Consider the following 22,495-nt stretch of genomic DNA (forward strand, 5'->3'; position numbering starts at 1 on the left):
ATTATCAAATGCCTTTTTACCATTTACGGCAAAAAGAGTACCTTTGTCGATAAATAGAACAAATCAGTGCTTTAAAATGATTGCTCAAACTCCGAATATTATCAATAGAAGAATACTTCAGATAGCTGTACCTTCGATCATTTCGAATATCACAGTTCCACTACTGGGACTGATTGATGTGACAATCGTAGGCCATCTGGGATCTGCAGCGTATATCGGAGCTATTGCCGTGGGCGGAATGCTATTCAACATCATTTACTGGATCTTTGGATTCTTAAGGATGGGAACCAGCGGAATGACGTCACAAGCATACGGCAAACACGATATGGACGAAGTTACCCGACTTTTATTACGATCCGTTGGAGTAGGATTGCTCATTGCCATTATTCTGATGGCTTTACAATATCCCATCCGTAAACTGGCATTTACTTTTATACAAACTACAGAGGAAGTAGAACAATTGGCTACACTCTATTTCCAAATTTGTATTTGGGGAGCTCCTGCCATGCTGGGACTTTACGGTTTTGCCGGTTGGTTCATTGGTATGCAGAATTCGCGTTTCCCAATGTACATTGCCATTACACAAAACATTGTGAACATCGCTGCAAGCCTTTGCTTTGTCTATTTGTTCCATATGAAAGTTGCCGGGGTAGCCTTGGGGACACTTACAGCCCAATATGCGGGATTCTTTATGGCATTATTATTATGGAGGCGATATTATGGCAAATTGAAAGAACGCATTGCCTGGCAGGAGATATTGAAAAAAGAAGCTATGCTACGTTTCTTTCAGGTGAACCGGGATATTTTCCTACGGACCCTCTGCCTGGTTATTGTCACTCTGTTTTTTACCTCCGCCGGAGCAGCACAAGGAGAAGTTGTATTGGCAGTCAACACTTTGCTAATGCAGCTATTTACTCTCTTTTCTTATATAATGGATGGCTTTGCTTATTCAGGTGAAGCGTTGGTTGGTAAATATATCGGTGCGGACAACCGTCCGGCATTGCACCGTACCGTTCGCCAGCTCTTTATCTGGGGAATCGGACTTTCTACGGGCTTCACATTACTTTATTTCTTTGGTGGCAAGGCATTCCTGGGTCTGCTCACCAATGAAGTTTCTGTCATCCGGGAAGCTGGAAATTACTTTTATTGGGTATTGGCTATCCCACTTGCAGGCTTCGCAGCTTTCCTATGGGACGGAATATTTATCGGAGCCACTGCCACCCGGCAAATGTTTTATGCAATGCTGACCGCCTCAGCCAGTTTCTTCCTCGTTTATTACTCCTTACACGAGTGGATGGGAAATCATGCCCTTTGGCTGGCTTTCATCGTCTACTTATCTCTGCGCGGCATCATGCAGGCAGTTTTAAGTAGAAAAATCTTGTACCAAAGTTAATCATTACAGACAGAAAGCGTATATTTGCAAAAACTAAATGTAATATCATAATGGCAAAGTATAAAAGAGTTCTATTAAAGCTCAGTGGTGAGAGCCTGATGGGCGAAAAACAATATGGCATTGACGAAAAGCGCCTTGCCGAATATGCAGCACAAATCAAGGAAATCCATGAGTTGGGCGTCCAGATAGGTATCGTCATTGGTGGTGGTAATATCTTCCGCGGATTGAGTGGCGCAAACAAAGGTTTCGACCGCGTGAAAGGAGATCAGATGGGAATGCTCGCTACGGTAATCAACAGCCTGGCATTAAGCTCTGCCCTGGTAGCTACCGGTGTGAAGACACGTGTACTGACAGCCGTACGCATGGAACCTATCGGTGAGTTTTACAATAAATGGAAAGCTATCGAATCTATGGAAGCAGGCGAAGTGGTTATCATGTCTGCCGGAACAGGCAATCCGTTCTTTACTACCGACACAGGCTCTTCCCTACGTGGTATTGAAATTGAAGCCGACGTTATGCTGAAAGGCACACGCGTAGATGGCATCTATACTGCTGATCCGGAGAAGGACCCTACTGCCACTAAATTTGACGAGATCACTTACGATGAAGTTCTGAAACGCGGTCTGAAAGTTATGGACCTCACTGCCACCTGCATGTGTAAAGAAAACAATCTGCCAATCATTGTATTTGACATGGACACAGTAGGCAATCTGAAGAAAGTAATGCAAGGAGAAGAGATCGGAACACTGGTACACAACTAATTTTCTCTGAAAAAACTCTGTATATCAGTGTCCTCTGTGGTGAAAATAATTATATTTGCAAAGTTTCAATTAAAGTACAATTCCAAAAACCGAAGAATATGAGAGACGTAAACGACATCTTAGATGAAGCGCAAGAGAAAATGGATATGGCCGTTATGTATCTGGAAGAAGCATTGGCTCACATCCGTGCCGGAAAGGCAGACGTTCGTTTGCTGGACGGTATCCGTGTGGATTCTTACGGAAGCATGGTTCCTATCAACAACGTAGCTGCCGTAAATACTCCGGATGCCCGTAGTATCGCTATCAAACCGTGGGACAAAAGCATGTTCCGGGTAATTGAAAAAGCAATCATTGACTCCAGTCTCGGCATTATGCCCGAAAATAACGGCGAGATTATCCGTATCGGTATTCCGCCGCTGACAGAAGAACGCCGTAGACAGCTCGCCAAACAATGTAAAGGTGAAGGTGAAACCGCTAAAGTGAGTGTGCGTAATGCTCGCCGTGATGCTATTGATGCTTTGAAGAAATCCGTTAAAGACGGTCTGGCAGAAGATGCACAAAAGGGTGGTGAAGAAAAATTGCAAAAGATTCACGATAAGTATATCAAACAGATTGATGATATGCTGGCTGCAAAGGATAAAGAAATCATGACCGTATAATTATTCAGTTGAGAGTTGAGAGTTGAAAGTTGAGAGTTACTCACATATTCAACCCTCAACTCTCAACTCTCAACTCTCAACTAAATTGAAGGGACTGGTAATAAAAAATACAGGTAGTTGGTATTTGGTAAAGACCGACGAGGGGAAATGTGTGGAGTGTAAAATCAAAGGTAACTTCCGTCTCAAAGGCATACGCAGTACCAATCCGGTAGCTGTGGGAGATTATGTGCAAATTATCTTGAATCCGGAAGGAACTGCTTTCATCAGCGAAATAGAAGACCGGAAAAACTACATTATCCGAAGAGCTTCCAATCTTTCTAAACAATCACATATTCTTGCTGCCAACCTTGACCAAAGCATGCTTATTGTTACGGTCAATTATCCGGAAACCTCCACAACTTTCATTGACCGCTTTCTGGCTTCTGCTGAAGCATACCGCGTACCCGTTAAGATAATCTTTAATAAAATAGATGCTTATGATGAAGATGAGCTTCACTATCTGGACGGACTTATCAATCTCTATACTACCATCGGTTATCCCTGTTTTAAAGTTTCGGCCAAAACGGGTGAGGGCATAGAACAAATTCAGGAAGAATTAAAAGGCCGGGTAACACTTTTCTCCGGGCATTCCGGTGTGGGAAAGTCAACCCTTATCAATGCAATATTGCCTGAACAAGACGTAAAAACCGGTGAGATTTCCACCTATCATAATAAAGGTATGCACACCACTACTTTCTCTGAAATGTTTCCCGTTCCGGGAGACGGATATATTATCGACACACCGGGTATCAAAGGTTTCGGCACATTCGATATGGAAGAGGAAGAGATAGGGCACTATTTCCCGGAGATATTCAAATTCTCTGCAGACTGCCGTTATGGCAACTGCACTCACCGCCAGGAACCGGGTTGCGCCGTACGGGAAGCTGTAAAAGAACATTATATCAGCGAGTCACGCTATAGCTCTTACCTCAATATGTTGGAAGACAAGGAGGAAGGGAAATACCGGGCAGCATATTAAAGCCACCATCACTTTATCACCTTTTTTAACGCATCTCATATTAAACCTTCCTGTTCTCAAAATGTCCAAATTCATGCTGACATAATCTGACGTAATACTAATACTGATACATGAATAAGAAAGTTAAATGGGGCATCATCATTTTTATCGGTGCCGGACTAATAGGTGGGGGTATTTATTCTCAACTCCCTAAGGAGAACAAAGAATTGGCGGCTGCAGACAAAGTTATGAGCACTAACCGCAATAATAAGAGAATACTGAATGTAAACGCAAAGATCATAAAACCTCAACTGCTGAAAGATGAAATAAAAATCAGTGGTAGCTTGTTGCCTGATGAAGAGGTAGATCTTTCTTTCGAAACTTCCGGTAAAATTATAGAAATTAATTTTGAGGAAGGTAGTCAAGTAAAAAAAGGGCAATTACTGGCTAAAGTAAACGACCGCCCCTTGCAAGCACAGTTGCAACGTCTTGTTGCCCAACTGAAATTAGCAGAAGACCGCGTATTCCGCCAAAACGCTCTGTTGGAAAGAGATGCAGTCAGTAAAGAAGCCTATGAACAGGTGAAAACAGAACTGGCAACCCTGAATGCAGACATAGACCTGATAGAGGCAAACATTGCACAAACCGAGCTTCGTGCACCATTCGACGGTGTGATTGGTTTGCGCCAAGTCAGTGTAGGAACTTACGCCTCTCCTACAACCATCGTAGCTAAACTTACTAAAGTATCTCCGCTGAAGGTAGAATTCTCCGTTCCCGAGCGCTACGCTAATGATGTAAAAATCGGTGCAGGAGTAAACTTCGGACTTGAAGGTAAGCTCGAGACTTTCCACGCTAAAGTTTATGCCCGGGAATCCAGAATGGATCAAAACACCCATACGTTGACTTTACGTGCCCTTTATCCCAATGCCAACGGTCATGTGATGCCGGGACGTTATGCGGACATTCGTTTAAGCAAAAACGAGATTCAGGATGCCCTTGCCGTTCCATCCGAAGCGATTGTTCCGGAGATGGGTAAAGATAAGATATTCCTTTATAAATCGGGAAAAGCCCAGCCTGTAGAAATACAAGCCGGCATACGTACGGAAGCCGAAACCCAAGTATTACAAGGTTTACAGGAAGGGGACACGATTATAGTTTCAGGAACATTACAACTCCGTACAGGACTCCCTGTAACTTTGGACAACATTTATTAAACCGGATGCCTTATGAATATATCTGAACTCAGTATACGGCGCCCGGTACTTTCCACGGTGCTTACCCTTATCATCCTGCTTTTCGGAATTATCGGGTACAGCTACCTCGGCGTTCGCGAATATCCGTCCGTGGACAATCCTATCATTTCGGTATCTTGCTCCTACCCGGGTGCAAATGCCGATGTTATTGAAAACCAGATTACCGAACCACTGGAACAAAATATCAATGGTATTCCGGGTATCCGTTCCTTGTCCAGCGTCAGTCAGCAAGGTTCATCCCGTATTACGGTAGAATTCGAACTATCCGTTGACCTGGAAACTGCTGCGAACGATGTGCGTGATAAAGTTTCACGGGCTCAACGCTACCTGCCCCGTGACTGTGACCCGCCTACGGTATCAAAAGCAGATGCAGATGCTATGCCTATCCTGATGGTTGCATTGCAAAGTGATAAACGTTCTCTGTTGGAATTGAGTGAAATTGCCGACCTCACTGTAAAAGAACAATTGCAGACTATTTCAGACGTTAGTAGCGTTAGTATTTGGGGAGAAAAGCGTTATTCCATGCGCCTGTGGTTAGATCCGATCAAGATGTCAGGTTATGGCATTACTCCTATCGACGTTAAAAATGCAGTAGATAAAGAAAATGTAGAACTCCCGTCCGGAAGTATCGAAGGTAATACGGTGGAGCTTACCATCCGTACGTTAGGACTGATGCATACGGCAGAAGAGTTTAACAACCTGATCTTGCGGGAAGATAATAACCGCATTGTTCGCTTCAGTGATATCGGACGGGCAGAATTAGGTCCGGCGGATATAAAAAGCTACATGAAGATGAATGGGGTACCTATGGTGGGTATCGTTGTGATTCCGCAACCGGGTGCCAATCATATTAAAATTGCCGATGCCGTCTACGAACGCATGGAACAAATGAAGAAAGACCTTCCTGAAGACGTGCAATATTCTTACGGTTTTGATAACACCAAATTTATCCGTGCTTCCATTGACGAAGTAAAGGAAACCGTATATGTGGCATTTATCCTCGTTATCATTATTATTTTCCTCTTCCTGCGTGACTGGCGCGTTACACTGGTACCTTGTATCGTAATTCCAGTTTCGCTTATCGGTGCATTTTTCGTGATGTACCTGGCAGGATTCTCCATCAATGTGCTTTCCATGCTGGCGGTAGTATTAGCAGTGGGGCTTGTAGTGGATGATGCTATCGTTATGACGGAGAATATCTATGTTCGCATCGAGCGTGGAATGCCCCCAAAAGAAGCTGGTATCGAAGGCGCTAAGGAAATTTTCTTTGCCGTAATCTCTACCACCATCACATTGGTAGCCGTATTCTTCCCCATTGTATTTATGGATGGTATGACGGGACGGCTTTTCCGTGAGTTCAGTATCGTTGTATCCGGTTCGGTAATCATTTCCTCATTTGCCGCACTGACTTTCACACCCATGCTTGCCACCAAATTGCTGGTGAAACAAGAAAAGAAAAACTGGTTCTATATAAAAACCGAACCGTTCTTTGAAGGAATGAACCGCATATATAGCCGATCGTTGGAGATCTTCCTGCACAAACGCTGGTTGGCTATGCCTCTTGTATTAGGTACTTTATTTATCATTGTATTCCTTTGGAATGCTATCCCCGCAGAAATGGCCCCCCTTGAAGACCGTTCGCAAATCAGCATCAACACGCGTGGAGCTGAAGGTGTGACGTATGAATATATACGGGATTACACAGAAGACATCAATCAGCTGGTAGATTCCATACTTCCGGATGCAGAGTCTGTTACTGCGCGTGTATCAAGCGGTAGCGGTAATGTGCGTATCACATTGAAAGACATGAAAGATCGCGATTACACACAGATGGAAGTAGCGGAACAAATTTCCCGGGCGGTACAAAAGAAAACTATGGCACGCTCTTTCGTACAACAGTCTTCCTCTTTCGGCGGACGTCGTGGAGGTATGCCGGTGCAATACGTACTACAGGCTACCAATATCGAGAAATTACAAGAGGTACTACCGGAATTCATGGCCAAAGTTTATGAAAATCCGGTATTCCAGATGGCTGATGTAAACCTGAAATTCAGCAAGCCCGAAGCACGTATCAATATCAACCGTGATAAAGCAAGTATCATGGGAGTAAGTACACGCAATATCGCACAAACCTTGCAATACGGATTGAGCGGTCAGCGTATGGGTTACTTCTATATGAACGGAAAGCAATATGAGATATTAGGAGAGATCAACCGTCAACAGCGTAATAAACCTGCCGACCTGAAAGGTATCTATATCCGTAGTGACAAAGGAGAGATGGTGCAGTTGGACAACCTGATTGAACTGACCGGTGGTATTGCTCCACCGCAGTTATACCGTTACAATCGTTTCGTTTCCGCCACCATTTCCGCCGGACTTGCCGATGGAAAGACTATCGGACAGGGATTGGATGAAATGGATAAAATAGCCAAGGAAACACTGGACGATACATTCCGTACTGCATTGACCGGAGACTCTAAAGAATATCGGGAGAGTTCTTCCAGTTTGATGTTTGCTTTCGTACTGGCCATCTTGTTGATTTACCTGATTCTGGCAGCTCAGTTCGAGAGTTTCAAGGACCCGCTGATTATCATGCTTACCGTGCCTTTGGCCATTGCAGGTGCCCTGGTATTCATGTATTTCAGCGACATTACGATGAATATCTTCAGCCAGATCGGTATCATTATGCTGATTGGTCTGGTAGCGAAAAATGGTATCCTCATTGTAGAATTTGCCAATCAGAAGCAAGAAGCCGGAGAAGACAAGATGGAAGCCATCAAAGATGCGTCACTACAACGTCTGCGCCCTATCCTGATGACCAGTGCTTCTACTATTCTGGGACTGATACCGCTGGCATTCGCTTCGGGTGAAGGCTGTAATCAGCGTATTGCCATGGGTACGGCCGTAGTGGGAGGTATGTTAGTATCCACATTCCTGACCATGTACATCGTACCTGCCATATATAGCTATATATCCACTAACCGCAGTAAGTTAAAGAAATCATGAAACGTACGATTTTATCCCTCATAACGATTTGTTGCACCTCGCTTGCTTTGCAGGCGCAGATGCCTCAATCTTATACACTGAAATCCTGTTTGGAATACGGACTTCAAAACAATTATTCGTTACGCATCACCCGTAATGAGGAACAAGTCTCCAAGAACAATGCAACATTGGGCAACGCCGGCTATCTGCCGACACTTGACCTGTCAGCAAGTTATAAAGGAACTGTTGATAACACTGACAGTAAAGTGCGTGCTACCGGAGAACACCTCAAAGAGAATGGTGTATTCGACCAGGCCATGAATGTAGGCCTCAATCTGAATTGGACTATCTTTGACGGTTTCAACATCACTGCCAACTACCAACGGTTGAAAGAACTGGAGCGACAAGGTGAAACAAACACCCGTATTGCCGTAGAAGATTTGATAGCCAATATTGCAGCGGAATATTACAACTACCTGCAACATAAAATCCGCCTGAATAATTTCCGCTACGCCGTATCTCTATCCAAAGAACGTTTACGTATCGTAGAGGAGCGTTATCACATCGGTAACTTCTCCCGTCTGGATTACCAACAGGCAAAAGTGGACTTCAATGCCGACAGTGCTCAGTACATGAAGCAGCAAGAGTTATTGCATACCTCCCGTATCCAACTGAACGAACTGATGGCAAATGAAGATGTGGACCAACCTATTGTTGTCCAGGATAGCCTTATCAACGTAGACGGCAGTCTGAACTTTGAAGAGCTTTGGAATGCTACCCTGCAAACGAATGCCTCCCTGCTGAGAGCCCATCAAAACAATACACTTGCACAACTGGATTACAAGAAGGTTTGCTCTCGCGACTACCCTTATCTGAAGCTGAATGGGGGTTATGGCTATACTTTCAATAAATATGATGTTGCTACCAATATCCAGCGTGGTAATCTCGGAGCAAACTTTGGTCTGACCATCGGCTTCAACCTGTTCGATGGGAATCGCCGCCGGGAACGTAACAATGCGCGTATTGCCATTCAGAATGCCCGACTGGAACGGGAGCAACTGGAACAGGCATTGCGTGCCGACCTGAGTAATTTGTGGCAAGCCTACCAGAATAACCTGCAAATGCTAAACCTGGAACGTCAGAACCTTGTAGCCGCTAAAGAGAATCATGAAATTGCCATGGAACGCTATATGTTGGGAAACCTTTCCGGTATCGAAATGCGTGAAGCACAAAAGAGTCTTCTGGATGCGGAGGAAAGAATCCTTTCTGCGGAATACAATACGAAAGTTTGTGAGATTTCCTTGTTGCAAATCAGTGGAAAGGTAACAAAATACCTGGAATAGAACAATTATTCCCCATCAGGCAAGTTTTTTTCCTCTACTTTTGCCATCATAGAACTATAAAAAACAATGATCATGAAAAAGATTTGCCTGTGTTGCCTGGCTCTAATCTGCCTGGCAAACCTATTTGCACAAGAAACCGTAAACTACAAAGAAAAAATGCCGTACAAGACTTGGGTAAAGATGGCCCCCAAGTTCAACGACGAATTCTTTAAAACCGACGAAGCCATCCGCATTGGTGACAATGTTTTACTTTACCAGCAAACTACCGGAGGTTGGCCCAAAAACATTTATATGCCTGCCGAACTTACTCAACAGGAGTTAGAAGATGTACTTGCCTCTAAAGACGAAGTAAACGAAAGTACCATAGATAATGATGCTACCAGCACAGAGATACAATATCTCTCACGCTTGTATCTGGCCACCCATATTGAGAAATACAAAGATGGGGCATTGGATGGTATTCGCTACATTCTCAAAGCACAATATCCCAATGGTGGTTGGCCTCAATTCTGGCCCCGCCCTAAAGGTTACTATACACATATCACCTACAATGACAACGCGATGATAAATGTCATGGAGTTGCTGCGTGAAGTATATGAAAAGAAAGAGCCCTACACCTATGTTCCCGACAGTATCTGTGACCGTGCCCGTGCCGCTTTCGACAAAGGTGTAGAATGTATTTTAAAAACTCAGGTAGTACTGAATGGCAAACCGACTGTATGGTGTGCGCAGCATGATGAACATACCCTCGCTCCCGCCAAAGCACGCGCTTATGAGTTACCTTCCCTGAGTGGACAAGAGTCTGACGAAATCGTCATTTTATTAATGTCCCTGCCCAACCCTTCACAAGAAGTCATCACATGCATAGAAAATGCGATTGAATGGTTCAAAGCTTCCAAAATAGAAGGACTAAAAAAAGAATTCTTCACGAATGATGAAGGCAAGAAAGACTATCGCATGGTTGCATGTACCGACTGTCCTCCTTTATGGGCACGCTTCTATACATTAGAAAACAATCAACCCTTCTTCAGTGACCGTGACGGAGTAAAGAAGTTCAATATCTCTGAAATAGGATACGAACGCCGGAACGGTTATAGCTGGTATAACAGTGACGGACTGAAGGTATTCAAGAAATACGAGCAATGGAAGAAAAAGAATAAGATACAATAGAGCCCCTACTACTACCCTTCCCTACGGGGAAGGGATTTCTCTTTCTTGCTGAAGCCTATCTATATACTCACTCGGAGAGATCTTCTCTATACTGGCAAAATAACGATAGAAACTGGAGCGGGAAGTAAATCCACTCATAAACATAAGCTCCTTCACTGTCAGCTCTTTCCGTAAAGTAGCCTGCTCCTTAAAGTATTGCAGACGATTAAAATTGATGTAATCCCGGAAACCTGAAAAACCATTGTAGCGTAAAGCCTTATTAAACCGATGCTCGTTAGTTCCCACATCTGTTAATATATCCTGCAACGAGTATTGAGGATTGGTGAAAGGAGTACGTTCTTTCATAAGCACCTGTAATTTCTCACTGAGCTCAAGTACTACAGCCGATACCTCTATTTCTTTTATAGCATCTATCTCTTTAGGACTTAAATCATCTGCCGGCAGCGGAGGCAAAGAGAGCGGGTTGTCATTGCGCAAATAAAGTACATTCAAACAAATAGTCGGCAATATAACAAAATAACCGAAAAGATTGAAGCATAAGCCACTGGTTCCCAACATCAGCCAGATATAGCCGGACATGATAAGTCCAAAACATCCCATATAAATATACATCCCCCTACTCTGTTTACGCCGTACAGGTATCCATCGCTTCAAATAAGGAAGAAGAAAATTTAGGGAAGGTGTCAGCACACTGATAACAAACAGAATCAATCTGACTATAACATCCTGTTCACCTAAATTTCTCCAGATATCTGCAAAGGATTTCAGCAAGGTATAATGCCCGTTGAAAAGCTGATAACAGCAAGCAATGCAAACAATCAGCAATATGGGAATACAGTAATTGACAATCCTCGTCAACGACATCCATCCCGGTTGCAATGAAGCAATGGGAAAAAGAGAAAAGAGCTGGAAAAAGAATATCACACGAACAATATGCCAGATAGAGAGGTGATCCATAGGTACCTCTACAAAACGGGGTATATCTTCTACTCCCCGACTGAAAAGCCACATCCATTCTATATTATCACAAAGTAGAAGAAGCGACAAGGTAGTAGCCAACATTCCCCAAGCCCGCTGAATACCTCTTTCCGATGAACGCTTCCAGATACTTCCTCCTGTAAGAAGACCGACAATATCGAGCAATAGCTCAATAAATAACATTATTACACTGGTCATTTTTTATTTCGCTTTTTTATTTACAAGTATTTGTTTGTATTGTATTTTAATCCGGCGCAAAGATATAAAACTTCTCAACTAATGAGCAAGATATACAATCTTTTTAGTACCACTTTCAGATAGTATCAAGTACCATTCTGGCTATTCCTGCCAAAGTGGGACGCTTTTAAACGTATAAAGTGATTCATTGTAGATGGAAAAAATGATATTTGCATGGTTTTACCAAACTACTATACACATTATCATAATACATCAACAAAAGAATATGGAAAAGGAAATTATTATCAACAACAAGTTGAATGAAATCAGTCGCATTTCCCAATTTATGGAAGAGTTAGGAGTATCGCTAAACATCCCATCGGAAATTGCGATGAGCATAAACCTCGCCATTGAAGAGATCATAGCTAATATCATCCAAAATGCCTATCCGGACGACAAATTAGGTAAAATTCTACTGCAAGCAAACATCACTCCCGGAAAACTGACTTTTCAGATTACAGATGAAGGAGTTGCAGTCGACCCATTCCAGAAAAGCAACCCGGACGTAAAGCCATCGCTCGAAGAACAGCTAACCAAAGGTTTAGGCCATTTCCTTATTCACCGTACAATGGACGAAGTGAATTACCGGACTATTGGCACTCAAAACCTACTGACTTTAGTTAAGCGGCTGGATATAGACTTTAAACCGGATGCCCTGCTGGATACAAACATTTGTAGAGTGGACGGTATCATCGTGCTGGATATAAAAGGCCGGCTGGATACTGCCAATGCCCGTGATTTCAGCATGGCTATACAACCCTTGTTACAAGAAGTAAATCCCAATATTATCATCAATTGTGAGCAGATGTCTTACATCAGCAGTTCCGGCTTACGTTGTTTCTTGATTCTACAAAAGAGTGTACAGAAAAACCGTGGAAGCCTTATTATTGAAGCCATGAAGCCGGAAATCAAGAATATTTTTGAAATGACTGGCTGCACTTCTCTCTTTAATATCCGATAATAATCATGATGAAAATATTTATTTTCAGCACTATTTTATTAACCTTGTCACTTACCCCATGCAGGGTACAGGCACAAGGCATTACACTCACTCCGAAATGGACTGCCCAAGCACAATTTGCCGGTTACTACGTAGCAGACAAACTGGGATTTTATAAAGAAGAAGGAATTGATGTGCGCGTGCAACACCCTGCCATCTCGGAAAGTTCTTTTTCGTTTATGGAAAAAGGGCGTGCCCCGGTGGTAATCATGAACCTTTCATATGCCTTTATGGAGTGGCTAAATGGTGCACGTATAGTGAATATTATGCAAACTTCCCAAGAGAACAGTCTGATGCTCATCAGCCATTCTCCCATAAAAGGCCCGGAATCGTTACACAACCGGAAGATTGCCGTATGGAATCACTTAAGTCAGAAGTTACTGGACAGACTGGCAGAACATTACGGTTTACAACAAACCGGATGGATACGATTCAACAGCGGAGTCAACATATTCCTTTCCGGAGCCGCTGATCCTTGTCTGGTAGGAAGCTATAATGAATACCTCGAATTAACGGAGTATGGCATGAATGTCGATTCAATATACTCCACACGTTTTGCGGACTACGGATACAACCTACCCGAAGACGGGTTATATGTGACAGAGGATTTTTATAATCAATATCCGGAAATCGTCCATAAACTGGCCAAAGCCAGCATACGCGGTTGGGCATGGGCCAATGAACATCGGGAAGAAGCCCTCGACATGGTTATGGAAGAAGTGAAACGAGGTAATGTAGGTACCAACCGTTATCATCAACGCAAAATGCTGGAAGAAGTACTCCGCCTGCAAATAGACAGAAAAAGCGGACAACGTAGTTATCGCCTCAGCCGGGAAGGCTTTGAACGTGCCGTACAGATACTGGCACCAAGAGACTTAAACAAAACCAGTATCCGTTATGAAGATTTTGTAAAGTGAACATCCTCTCATATACCTTAATTATACAATCATTCACATGAAACATATTTCTTCTCCTTCATTTGCTACCAAGCTAAGTATCTACGTGTTATCGTTCACGCTGGTAGTTTTCATCTGCATCATGATGCTGTTCTACAATTACAGCCGGAAGCAGATAACGGAAGATGCCATTGACCATGCACACGGATTACTCCAGAACACGGCTACGCAAATCAGCGGAGAGCTACAGATTGTAGAAGCGACCCTCAAACAATCCGTTTGGATTGTGGAAAAGAACTTGAGCACTCCCGATTCGTTAAGTGACATTCTCACAGCTATTGTGAAAAATAACAGTCTGATCGTGGGAAGCGGCATCGCCTTCATTCCCGAATACTATAAAGAGAAAGGGAAATACTTCATGCCCTATGCCTTCAGCATCAACGAAGGAGAGGAAGAAATCATAAACTTTCTGAAACTGGGCGGGGCAGACTATGATTATCCTTGTATGGACTGGTTTCTGATACCCAAACTATTGAAAAAGAGTTATTGGAGTGAACCTTACTATGACACGGGAGGTGGAAACACGATTATGAGTACATACTCACTTCCCCTTTGCAACCAGCAAGGAGAAGTGTACGCCATATTCACAGCCAACATTTCCCTGTCCCGTTTCACCGATATGGTAAATGAGTTGAAACCTTACCAATCCAGTTATACCTTCTTGCTTAGCCGGAACGGTAGTTTCCTCACCCATCCCGACCGGGAAAAGATAATGAACGAAACAATCTTTTCCGTAGCGCTTAGTAATAATGACAACAAAGAAGAAGAAATTGGGCACAACATGCTGGACGGACTTACCGGCACAGTACAGTTCGATAGCGCCAAACAAAGTTCATACGCTTTGTACACAGCCATACCCAATTGCGGCTGGTCTATATGCACCGTCTGTCCCGGCGAGGTGATTCTTCATAGTCTGGATCGGACCTCACACCGCATTATCTATGTATTCCTTATAGGAATGTTGGTACTGCTTCCACTGATATATCAGATTATATACAGACTGGTACGTCCTCTTAAAAAGTTCTCCGAATCAGCCCGTTCCATTGCAACGGGACGTTTCGATGTAGAGATACCCGAAGTACATTCAAAAGACGAGATAAAGGATTTACACGACTCATTAGTCTACATGCAACACTCGCTATCGGGATATGTTTCGGAACTACGCACCACCACAGCATCCAAGGAGCGCATCGAAAGCGAACTATCCATAGCGCGTGAAATACAAATGGGAATGATCCCCAAAATATTCCCGCCATACCCCGAACGGGACGATGTAGACTTGCACGCCATACTGCATCCCGCCAAAGAAGTGGGTGGCGACCTCTATGATTTCTTCATCGATGGTGACCGGCTCTATTTCGTCATTGGTGACGTATCGGGTAAAGGCGTTCCCGCTTCATTGTTCATGGCCATTGCCCGCAGCTTATTCCGTACTCTCGCCCAACAGGTAACTTCACCTGCCGAAATTATGACTAAGATGAATCACTCCATTGCCGAAAACAATGAAGCAAACATGTTCATCACACTCATTATCGGTATATTGGATTTGAAAACCGGAAGCCTGCGATTCTGCAATGCCGGGCATAATCCGCCTGTCATAATTGGAGTTGATGGAAAGTCGACTTTGCTGCAATCAAAGATACAGCTCTTCGTCGGAATACTCGAAGACATGGAATACACCGACGAAGAAATCATTCTTGAGAAAGGTTCCCGGCTCTTCCTCTATACAGATGGAGTAACTGAAGCCGAGAATACTTCCAAAGAACTGTTTGGGGAAGACCGCCTGTTATCTACTTTGGCTCCACTCGCCTCTTGCGATATACGCATTGTAGTAGATACTGTGATTCGCTCCATCGCATCTCATGTACAAGAGGCGGAAGCAAGTGACGACATGACCATCCTATTAATTCATTACGAACCTAACATAACAAAAGCATAATATCATGGAAAAAGAGATCCGAATAACCAACGAACTGGATGAAATTACAGCATTGGCAACCTTTGTAGAAGAACTCTGTTCTGAACTGTCTCTATCACCGGAAACAACCATGCACATCAACCTGGCTCTGGAAGAAGCTGTCAGTAACGTTATCATGTATGCCTATCCATTGGAAGAGCATCAGGAAATCCGGTTGAAAGCCAGCATGACAGATGGACAGCTAATTTTCTTATTGACAGACAAAGGCCTCTCCTTCGACCCCACCAACGCTCCTGATGCGGACATTACTATCCCCATTGAAGAGCGTGCCATAGGCGGACTGGGTATATTCCTCATACGAAGCATCATGAATGAAGTATCGTACCAGCGTTTGGACGGTGAAAACCGCCTGACTATGAAGAAGAACCTTGAATAGGATAGTCTTCCAGGACTATCCCATTACCCATTTTGTCTTCTTCCCGAAGCAACGGTATGCCATTGCCACCAGGAACCAAGAGACACCAAATGCAACCACTGCGGCGACAGGTATCTGCAAACACAACGGAACACCTGCCGCCCGCATCAATACCACTGACGGGCCGGTGAAGAAGTAATGTATCATATAAACTCCAAAACCGCAAAGCGTCAGATTGGATAATGCTTTTACTATCCTCTCCGAACGGATATTCACCTTCTTTGCCCACATAAATACAGGAATGGTCATCATCACTACATTCAGTGAACAATAGGTAAAGAACAATTCCAACATTTCATCTGTAAACTCAGGTAACGCCGTCATGTGACGGAACCCAAAGAAAGTAACCGCATAACCCACCACAAACATAGGAATACCGATTAACACAGACTGCCGCCCCGTCCAGTCATGATTCCGCAAGTAATGTCCCAGAAGCAGGTATCCATTGAAGCCTGCAAAATAATAAAGCATACCGAATGAATTCCATGAACAAGTTCCCCACAGGTATTGCGCAACAAACTCATTATAATAAGGAATAAGCAGTGTCACTCCCCATGCAGCCAAGAACCAGAGTTTAGCTCTCTCTGAAGCTTTCTCTACCCAGGCGGAGAATATCGGTAAATACAGATAAAGCCCTATCAACAAATAAATGTACCACATGTGTACATCAAGAATGGAAAAATTAAAGGGGAACTCTGCAATATATCCCATGCTGACAGCCAGAGACTGTCGCATTACTTCTTCACCCGAATACGGAAAGAAGTCGAGAATCACCCGCGGCTCTACTCCCAGCAATCCTGTAATCCAAGGGAAAAGATTGTAAATCACCGACCAGATAAGGAAAGGAAAGAACACACGCGGAATACGTTTCTTATAGAATACGGATGCATCACCACGCACCGGAAGCAGCAAAGCCCCTGTTATCATCACGAACAGGGGTACGCAGGGCCGTAACACTGCCCCATAAATAGCTCCCCAGAACTTGATGTCTTCAATATTGGGAGCCGTTCCCGGATAGAAATTAAAAGGGTCTGTGCAATGACAGCAAACCACGGTAAACATCGCTATTAGTCGAACGACATCCAGCCAAACAACACGAGAATCCGTCTTCGGAGAAATGCAGGTAGTAGTTTCCATATTATCAATAAGATTAATCTGACTTTGAAGGCGTAAAGATAAGTATTAGTATCCTCATTTTTCTCACCATAGTGAGAAAAAATGCTCAGCAAATAGAGAAGCGATACTCAGCGTATTGAGAAGAAATACTCACTTAATAGAGAATAGATACTCACCAAGGTGAGAATAAACAGAGAAAGCTGTCCCAAGGAGTTGATAAACTTCTTCGGGACAGCTTTCACTTAATTGATAGAAAAAATATCTTTTACTTACTGCAATTCCATGGTTTCAGTTGCTTAAAGAAATCATTGCCTTTATCATCTACCAGGATAAATGCCGGGAAGTCTTCTACTTCAATCTTCCAGATAGCTTCCATGCCGAGTTCGGGATATTCCACGCATTCGATACTCTTGATATTGTTCTGTGCCAGGATAGCAGCAGGACCACCGATAGAGCCAAGATAGAAACCACCGTATTTCTTACAAGCATCCGTCACCTGCTGGCTACGGTTACCCTTAGCAAGCATAACCATACTGCCACCATGACTCTGGAACAACTCTACATACGAGTCCATACGTCCCGCAGTAGTGGGGCCCATAGAGCCACAAGACATTCCGGCAGGAGTTTTAGCAGGACCGGCATAATAAATAGGATGATCCTTGATGTATTGTGGCAAGTCTTCGCCACGATCCAGACGTTCTTTCAGCTTAGCATGAGCAATATCACGTCCCACGATAATCGTACCGTTCAGTGACAAGCGGGTGGCTACCGGATATTTAGTCAGTTCTTTCAGAATATCTGCCATCGGTTGGTTCAGGTTTATCTTAACGACGGCTCCTTCACCTGCATGACGCATTTCTTCCGGAATGAGTTCACCCGGATTGCTGTCAAGCTTTTCAATCCAGATACCATCCTTATTGATCTTACATTTGATGTTGCGGTCGGCAGAGCAGGAAACGCCCAAACCTACCGGACAAGAAGCACCATGACGAGGCAAACGGATGATACGTACATCGTGAGCCAGATATTTACCGCCAAACTGTGCACCAAGACCAATCTTATGAGCTTCCTTCAGTACTTCTTTTTCAAGTTCTACATCGCGGAAAGCACGACCGTATTCATTACCGGTAGTTGGTAATTCATCGTAGTAGTGAGTAGATGCCAACTTCACAGTCAACAGGTTCTTCTCAGCAGAAGTACCACCAATGACGAAAGCAATATGATAAGGAGGACAAGCAGCTGTACCCAGGGTTTTCATCTTCTCAACAAGGAAAGGAACCAATGTACCGGGATTCAGGATTGCCTTTGTTTCCTGATAGAGATAAGTCTTATTTGCCGAACCACCCCCTTTAGTCACACAGAGGAATTTATATTCCATACCTTCGGTAGCTTCGATATCAATCTGTGCGGGCAGGTTACATTTTGTATTCACCTCGTCGTACATATTCAACGGAGCATTCTGAGAGTAGCGCAGATTTTCTTCAGTATATGTTTTGTAGACACCCAATGAAAGTGCTTCTTCATCGCAATATCCGGTCCATACCTGTTGTCCCTTTTCACCATGAACAATAGCCGTACCGGTATCCTGGCAGAAAGGAAGCACACCTTTGGAGGCTACTTCTGCATTACGCAGGAAAGTTAGTGCTACATATTTGTCATTATCACTTGCTTCTGGGTCGCGCAGAATCTTAGCAACTTGCTCATTGTGCGAACGGCGCAACATGAATGACACATCGCGGAAAGCCGTATTAGCCATTGCTGTAAGACCTTCCTTTTCAATCTTCAGAATGGGATTTCCTTCAAACTCGCTTACGGATACATAGTCTTTTGTAAGCAGATAATACTCAGTCTTATCTTCCCCATGCTCGAACATAGGTTGATAGTGGAACGGAGGTGTTGTTGCCATAATTACTCGTAAATTAAATTAATGAATCGTAGCACAAAGGTAAGAACTATTATTGAAATATTTCTTTAATTAGAGTAAAATGATGCTACTTGCTGCATACGATCTATCAATTCGTCACCCAATGCCGTCTTATCTTCAATATGCTTCAGCACAGCAGTGACAAACGGATTACTTTCGAAATCTCCACGCACCTGTTCAAAGTCCATTTCTTTCTCTGCACGCGAACCATCGGCACCAAAGCCCGTCATGGAGGCCAGTGAGAATTCTTTCTTAGCATCATCGTACACCATACGGTCCAGCCCAACTACAGCTTCTTTCCACTTTTCTACAATACGGATAATATCTGCCGTCGTAATATTCTCAGGCTTGATACCATAGAACTCTTCTAACTTCTCATAAGCCCAAGTCCATTCGTAAGTATAATAGTTCTGATGCATCTTCTCGAATTCCGCATTAATAGACTTCAGACGGTCCACTTTACCACACTCTATATCATTGATTAAAGCATCTATCTCGCTCTTCGGAGCTATCAATCCGGAAATATCTACCCACTCACCACTACCTATCACCGTATCAGGTTTCAGACGGGCACGTATTTCTTCGTTACTTTTAAAATCAATGCCTTCCAGACGCTTGATTACAGAGTTCCCGAGGAATTTATGAATAGCTATCTCATAGAACTTTATCCCCTTCACTAACGCTGAATTACGGATTTTAGCACTATGAAAAGAATAAATATCAGAAAGTTCTCCGGAAGCATGGCGCAGATTCTGCAAAGTCTCTCGCCCTTTGAACATCTTTTGTACGGTATAAGGACTGAGCAAGTTGTAATTGATGAAATCCAACTTATTGGTATCGGTACGCCCGTCACGTTTCGGCCATTTCTGCGCATCACGGATGGTTCCGACACTCCTCAAGTTAACGCCCGGCACAAGATAAGTGGTATTATTCTGTTCTATCAGATAGGAAAAAGGCAGATTGGATGTATCGGAATGATTGACGTGGCGTCCCATCACCAATGAAAAAGCTCCCACACGGGCAGGCCATAGGATATAAGAGTCGGAAGTAGTCTTAGCACCACGCTCCAAAGTTCCCTGGTGAATAGGGCCTAACTTATACATATGGTTACTTTGGTTAGATCCGGAACCGGCATTCATAAATGAAAACATACCGGCAATCAATAAAGTGGATTTATGATGCGTCACCGTGAAAGGTCCGGCAAAAATGGCACATGCTTCACCGTTTTCTCCTTGACAATTGCTGAAAAAGAGAGATTCCGATGCCGAATAGTTATGCCCCAAACGACAAGCCTGCCCTATGAAACAGCGGCTTAACATCGCCCCATCATCTATATGCGAACCGGATGAGATGATAAAATCATCACAAATGACCCCATGACCAAGATGTACCGGTGCTTCTTCATTACTATTGATGCTTCCATTAAAAAGACGACACGTCCCACAAATGTGACAATAATCTCCAATACGCACGTTCTTGATAGACCCTGTATTGAGTATCATGACATGGTTACCAATGCTACCTATTGCAGAAGCATGCTTATTGGAATAAAAATCAGTGATAGCCTTCATCCGGCAAATCAGTTCCGGACGGTGACGGTAAAGCGCCAGAATATAAGCTTGGTGCGCAGAAAGTTTATCATTGATAAGTACCTCACGCCCACCTGTTTCATTCAGCACGGATACCTCTACCCCATTACCAAATTTACTCAAACCATCTACCAGGATAATATCCACATTTTCAATAAATGTATCATGCCCGATTTCATAATTAGCAATGTAATTCTGGATATTCTCTATGCAACAGTTATCTCCTACGGAGACATTGTGTAGCGTCACATGGCGCAGGCCGGAGTGTTTCTTGATTCCTCCCGGTAATGTGAATTCTGATTGAAACACACCTAAACGTACATTTCCCGAAAACCGGGTATGATGCACAAATTCGGTAACGAAGTCTTCTGCTACCGTTACTTTCCCCCAATCATCTGCCAGACACGACTGGCTTTTCAACCGAAGTATCTCGTCTTCGGTTAAATGTCTGTAATTCATGACCAACAAGTTTTAGATAGTTATTCCTCTTCTTCTTCGTAGGTCTGATAAAGAAAATCGTTATAAGGGTACTTCTGTACATGCAATTCTTTTACACGCGCATAAACTACACTCTTCAGTTCCTCTAAATTGATCTTCTCGCGGGCAGAGATAAAGAGGCAATTATCCTCCATCTTTGCCATCCAAGTCTTCATCAGTTCCTCGAGTGTCAAGTTTTCCTTTGTTCTGGGGGTAAGGTCGTCAGCCGCTTTCTCCACATAGGTGTAAGCGTCTATTTTATTAAAAACAAGTATCATAGGCTTACCGGATGCACCGATATCTGCCAGAGTTTTATTGACTACTTCTATTTGTTCTTCAAAATCAGGATGTGAAATATCCACAATGTGCAACAGCAAATCCGCCTCACGCACTTCGTCCAGAGTTGATTTAAAAGAATCGACCAAGTCTGTCGGCAGCTTACGGATGAAACCAACCGTATCTGAAAGCAAGAACGGCAGATTATCAATAATCACCTTGCGCACCGTAGTATCCAATGTCGCAAACAGCTTGTTTTCTGCAAAGACTTCACTCTTCGCCAGCAGATTCATCAATGTAGATTTACCCACATTGGTATATCCCACTAATGCCGCACGAATCATGCGCCCGCGATTCTTCCGCTGAGTTGCCTTCTGCTTATCAATCTCTGCCAAACGCTCTTTCAGCAATGACATACGGTTCAAGATGATACGACGGTCCATTTCCAACTGTGTTTCACCCGGACCACGAAGTCCCACGGAACCTTTACCACCACCGGCGCCGGAACCACCACCCTGGCGTTCCAAGTGGGTCCACAAACGTTGCAAGCGGGGAAGCATGTATTTATACTGTGCCAGTTCCACCTGCGTCTTTGCATTGGCTGTCTGTGCGCGCATGGCAAATATGTCGAGAATAAGCGAAGTACGATCTAATATCTTGATCTTCAACTCCGCTTCAATATTACGTATTTGTTTCGCGGAAAGTTCATCATCGAAAATCACCATACCGATTTCCCGTTCGGCTTCCTCTTCGCTCCGGATATATTCTTTTATTTCTTCCAGTTTACCCTTGCCGACGTAGGTCACAGAATGTGCCTGATCCAGCTTCTGAGTAAATCGTTTCACTACTTCCGCCCCGGCTGTCTCAGCCAAGAATTCCAGTTCATCGAGGTATTCATTCGTCTTACGCTCATCCTGCATTTTTGTGATGAGACCAACTAATACCGCCGTTTCTGCCTGTACTTCGGAGATTACAAATTCTTTCATTT

Annotated in this window: 17 protein-coding genes; 12 read left to right on the top strand and 5 right to left on the bottom strand. The window is 43.6% G+C overall.

All coding sequences use genetic code 11. From position 1 onward, the window contains the following. Positions 1-76 precede the first annotated feature (76 nt). The 8 genes from DW036_RS16380 to pelA all read left to right on the top strand — a co-directional run bounded on the left by DW036_RS16380 (position 77) and on the right by pelA (position 10,561). Complete coding sequence (locus DW036_RS16380; protein WP_118465344.1) at positions 77-1,393, top strand: MATE family efflux transporter; 1,317 nt, start codon at positions 77-79, stop codon at positions 1,391-1,393. A gap of 50 nt (positions 1,394-1,443) precedes the next feature. After that, a complete protein-coding gene (gene pyrH / locus DW036_RS16385) occupies positions 1,444-2,154 on the top strand; it encodes a UMP kinase (RefSeq protein WP_118465345.1) in 711 nt (236 codons plus the stop codon). 98 nt (positions 2,155-2,252) lie between these two features. Beyond that, positions 2,253-2,813 carry a ribosome recycling factor gene (gene frr, locus DW036_RS16390; protein WP_118465346.1) on the top strand — a complete coding sequence of 187 codons (561 nt, stop codon included), beginning with the start codon at positions 2,253-2,255 and terminating at the stop codon, positions 2,811-2,813. Between the two features lie 85 nt (positions 2,814-2,898). Continuing rightward, on the top strand, positions 2,899-3,831 hold the full coding sequence (gene rsgA / locus DW036_RS16395) for a ribosome small subunit-dependent GTPase A (protein ID WP_118465347.1): 933 nt from the start codon (positions 2,899-2,901) through the stop codon (positions 3,829-3,831). A 110-nt stretch (positions 3,832-3,941) separates the two neighbouring features. Next, positions 3,942-5,024, top strand: a complete 1,083-nt coding sequence (locus DW036_RS16400; protein WP_022391662.1) for an efflux RND transporter periplasmic adaptor subunit — start codon at positions 3,942-3,944, stop codon at positions 5,022-5,024. Between the two features lie 12 nt (positions 5,025-5,036). Next, positions 5,037-8,069, top strand: a complete 3,033-nt coding sequence (locus tag DW036_RS16405) for an efflux RND transporter permease subunit (RefSeq protein ID WP_118465348.1) — start codon at positions 5,037-5,039, stop codon at positions 8,067-8,069. Then, entirely contained in the window at positions 8,066-9,391 is a 1,326-nt protein-coding gene (locus tag DW036_RS16410; protein ID WP_118465349.1) for a TolC family protein, read from the top strand. The genes DW036_RS16405 and DW036_RS16410 overlap by 4 nt, the downstream gene beginning before the upstream one ends. Positions 9,392-9,463: 72 nt before the next feature. Then, on the top strand, positions 9,464-10,561 hold the full coding sequence (pelA, locus tag DW036_RS16415) for a pectate lyase (RefSeq protein WP_118465511.1): 1,098 nt from the start codon (positions 9,464-9,466) through the stop codon (positions 10,559-10,561). A 21-nt stretch (positions 10,562-10,582) separates the two neighbouring features. Here the strand turns inward: pelA and DW036_RS16420 are convergent, their stop codons facing one another. Continuing rightward, a complete protein-coding gene (locus DW036_RS16420) occupies positions 10,583-11,737 on the bottom strand; it encodes an AraC family transcriptional regulator (RefSeq protein WP_118465350.1) in 1,155 nt (384 codons plus the stop codon). Positions 11,738-12,002: 265 nt separating this feature from the next. Between DW036_RS16420 and DW036_RS16425 the strand changes: the two genes are divergently transcribed. Genes DW036_RS16425 through DW036_RS16440 form a run of 4 tightly spaced genes read left to right on the top strand, consistent with a single transcriptional unit; the run spans position 12,003 to position 16,086 of the window. Next, a complete protein-coding gene (locus DW036_RS16425; RefSeq protein ID WP_118465512.1) occupies positions 12,003-12,737 on the top strand; it encodes an anti-sigma factor antagonist in 735 nt (244 codons plus the stop codon). 5 nt (positions 12,738-12,742) lie between these two features. Beyond that, entirely contained in the window at positions 12,743-13,693 is a 951-nt protein-coding gene (locus tag DW036_RS16430; RefSeq protein WP_118465351.1) for an ABC transporter substrate-binding protein, read from the top strand. 37 nt (positions 13,694-13,730) lie between these two features. Continuing rightward, complete coding sequence (locus DW036_RS16435; RefSeq protein ID WP_118465352.1) at positions 13,731-15,671, top strand: SpoIIE family protein phosphatase; 1,941 nt, start codon at positions 13,731-13,733, stop codon at positions 15,669-15,671. A gap of 4 nt (positions 15,672-15,675) precedes the next feature. After that, positions 15,676-16,086, top strand: coding sequence for an ATP-binding protein (locus DW036_RS16440; protein ID WP_022391670.1), 411 nt, complete (start codon positions 15,676-15,678; stop codon positions 16,084-16,086). A 15-nt stretch (positions 16,087-16,101) separates the two neighbouring features. On the opposite strand, the gene DW036_RS16445 is transcribed toward DW036_RS16440, so the two are convergent. The 4 genes from DW036_RS16445 to hflX all read right to left on the bottom strand — a co-directional run bounded on the left by DW036_RS16445 (position 16,102) and on the right by hflX (position 22,493). After that, on the bottom strand, positions 16,102-17,262 hold the full coding sequence (locus DW036_RS16445; protein ID WP_118465353.1) for an acyltransferase: 1,161 nt from the start codon (positions 17,260-17,262) through the stop codon (positions 16,102-16,104). Positions 17,263-17,506: 244 nt separating this feature from the next. Next, positions 17,507-19,147, bottom strand: a complete 1,641-nt coding sequence (locus tag DW036_RS16450) for a fumarate hydratase (RefSeq protein ID WP_022391672.1) — start codon at positions 19,145-19,147, stop codon at positions 17,507-17,509. 65 nt (positions 19,148-19,212) lie between these two features. Then, entirely contained in the window at positions 19,213-21,213 is a 2,001-nt protein-coding gene (locus tag DW036_RS16455; protein WP_187374628.1) for a DUF4954 family protein, read from the bottom strand. Between the two features lie 20 nt (positions 21,214-21,233). Continuing rightward, positions 21,234-22,493 carry a GTPase HflX gene (gene hflX, locus DW036_RS16460; protein ID WP_118465354.1) on the bottom strand — a complete coding sequence of 420 codons (1,260 nt, stop codon included), beginning with the start codon at positions 22,491-22,493 and terminating at the stop codon, positions 21,234-21,236. Positions 22,494-22,495: the final 2 nt, after the last annotated feature.

Source organism: Bacteroides sp. AF39-11AC (genome assembly GCF_003474285.1).
Lineage (GTDB): Bacteria > Bacteroidota > Bacteroidia > Bacteroidales > Bacteroidaceae > Bacteroides.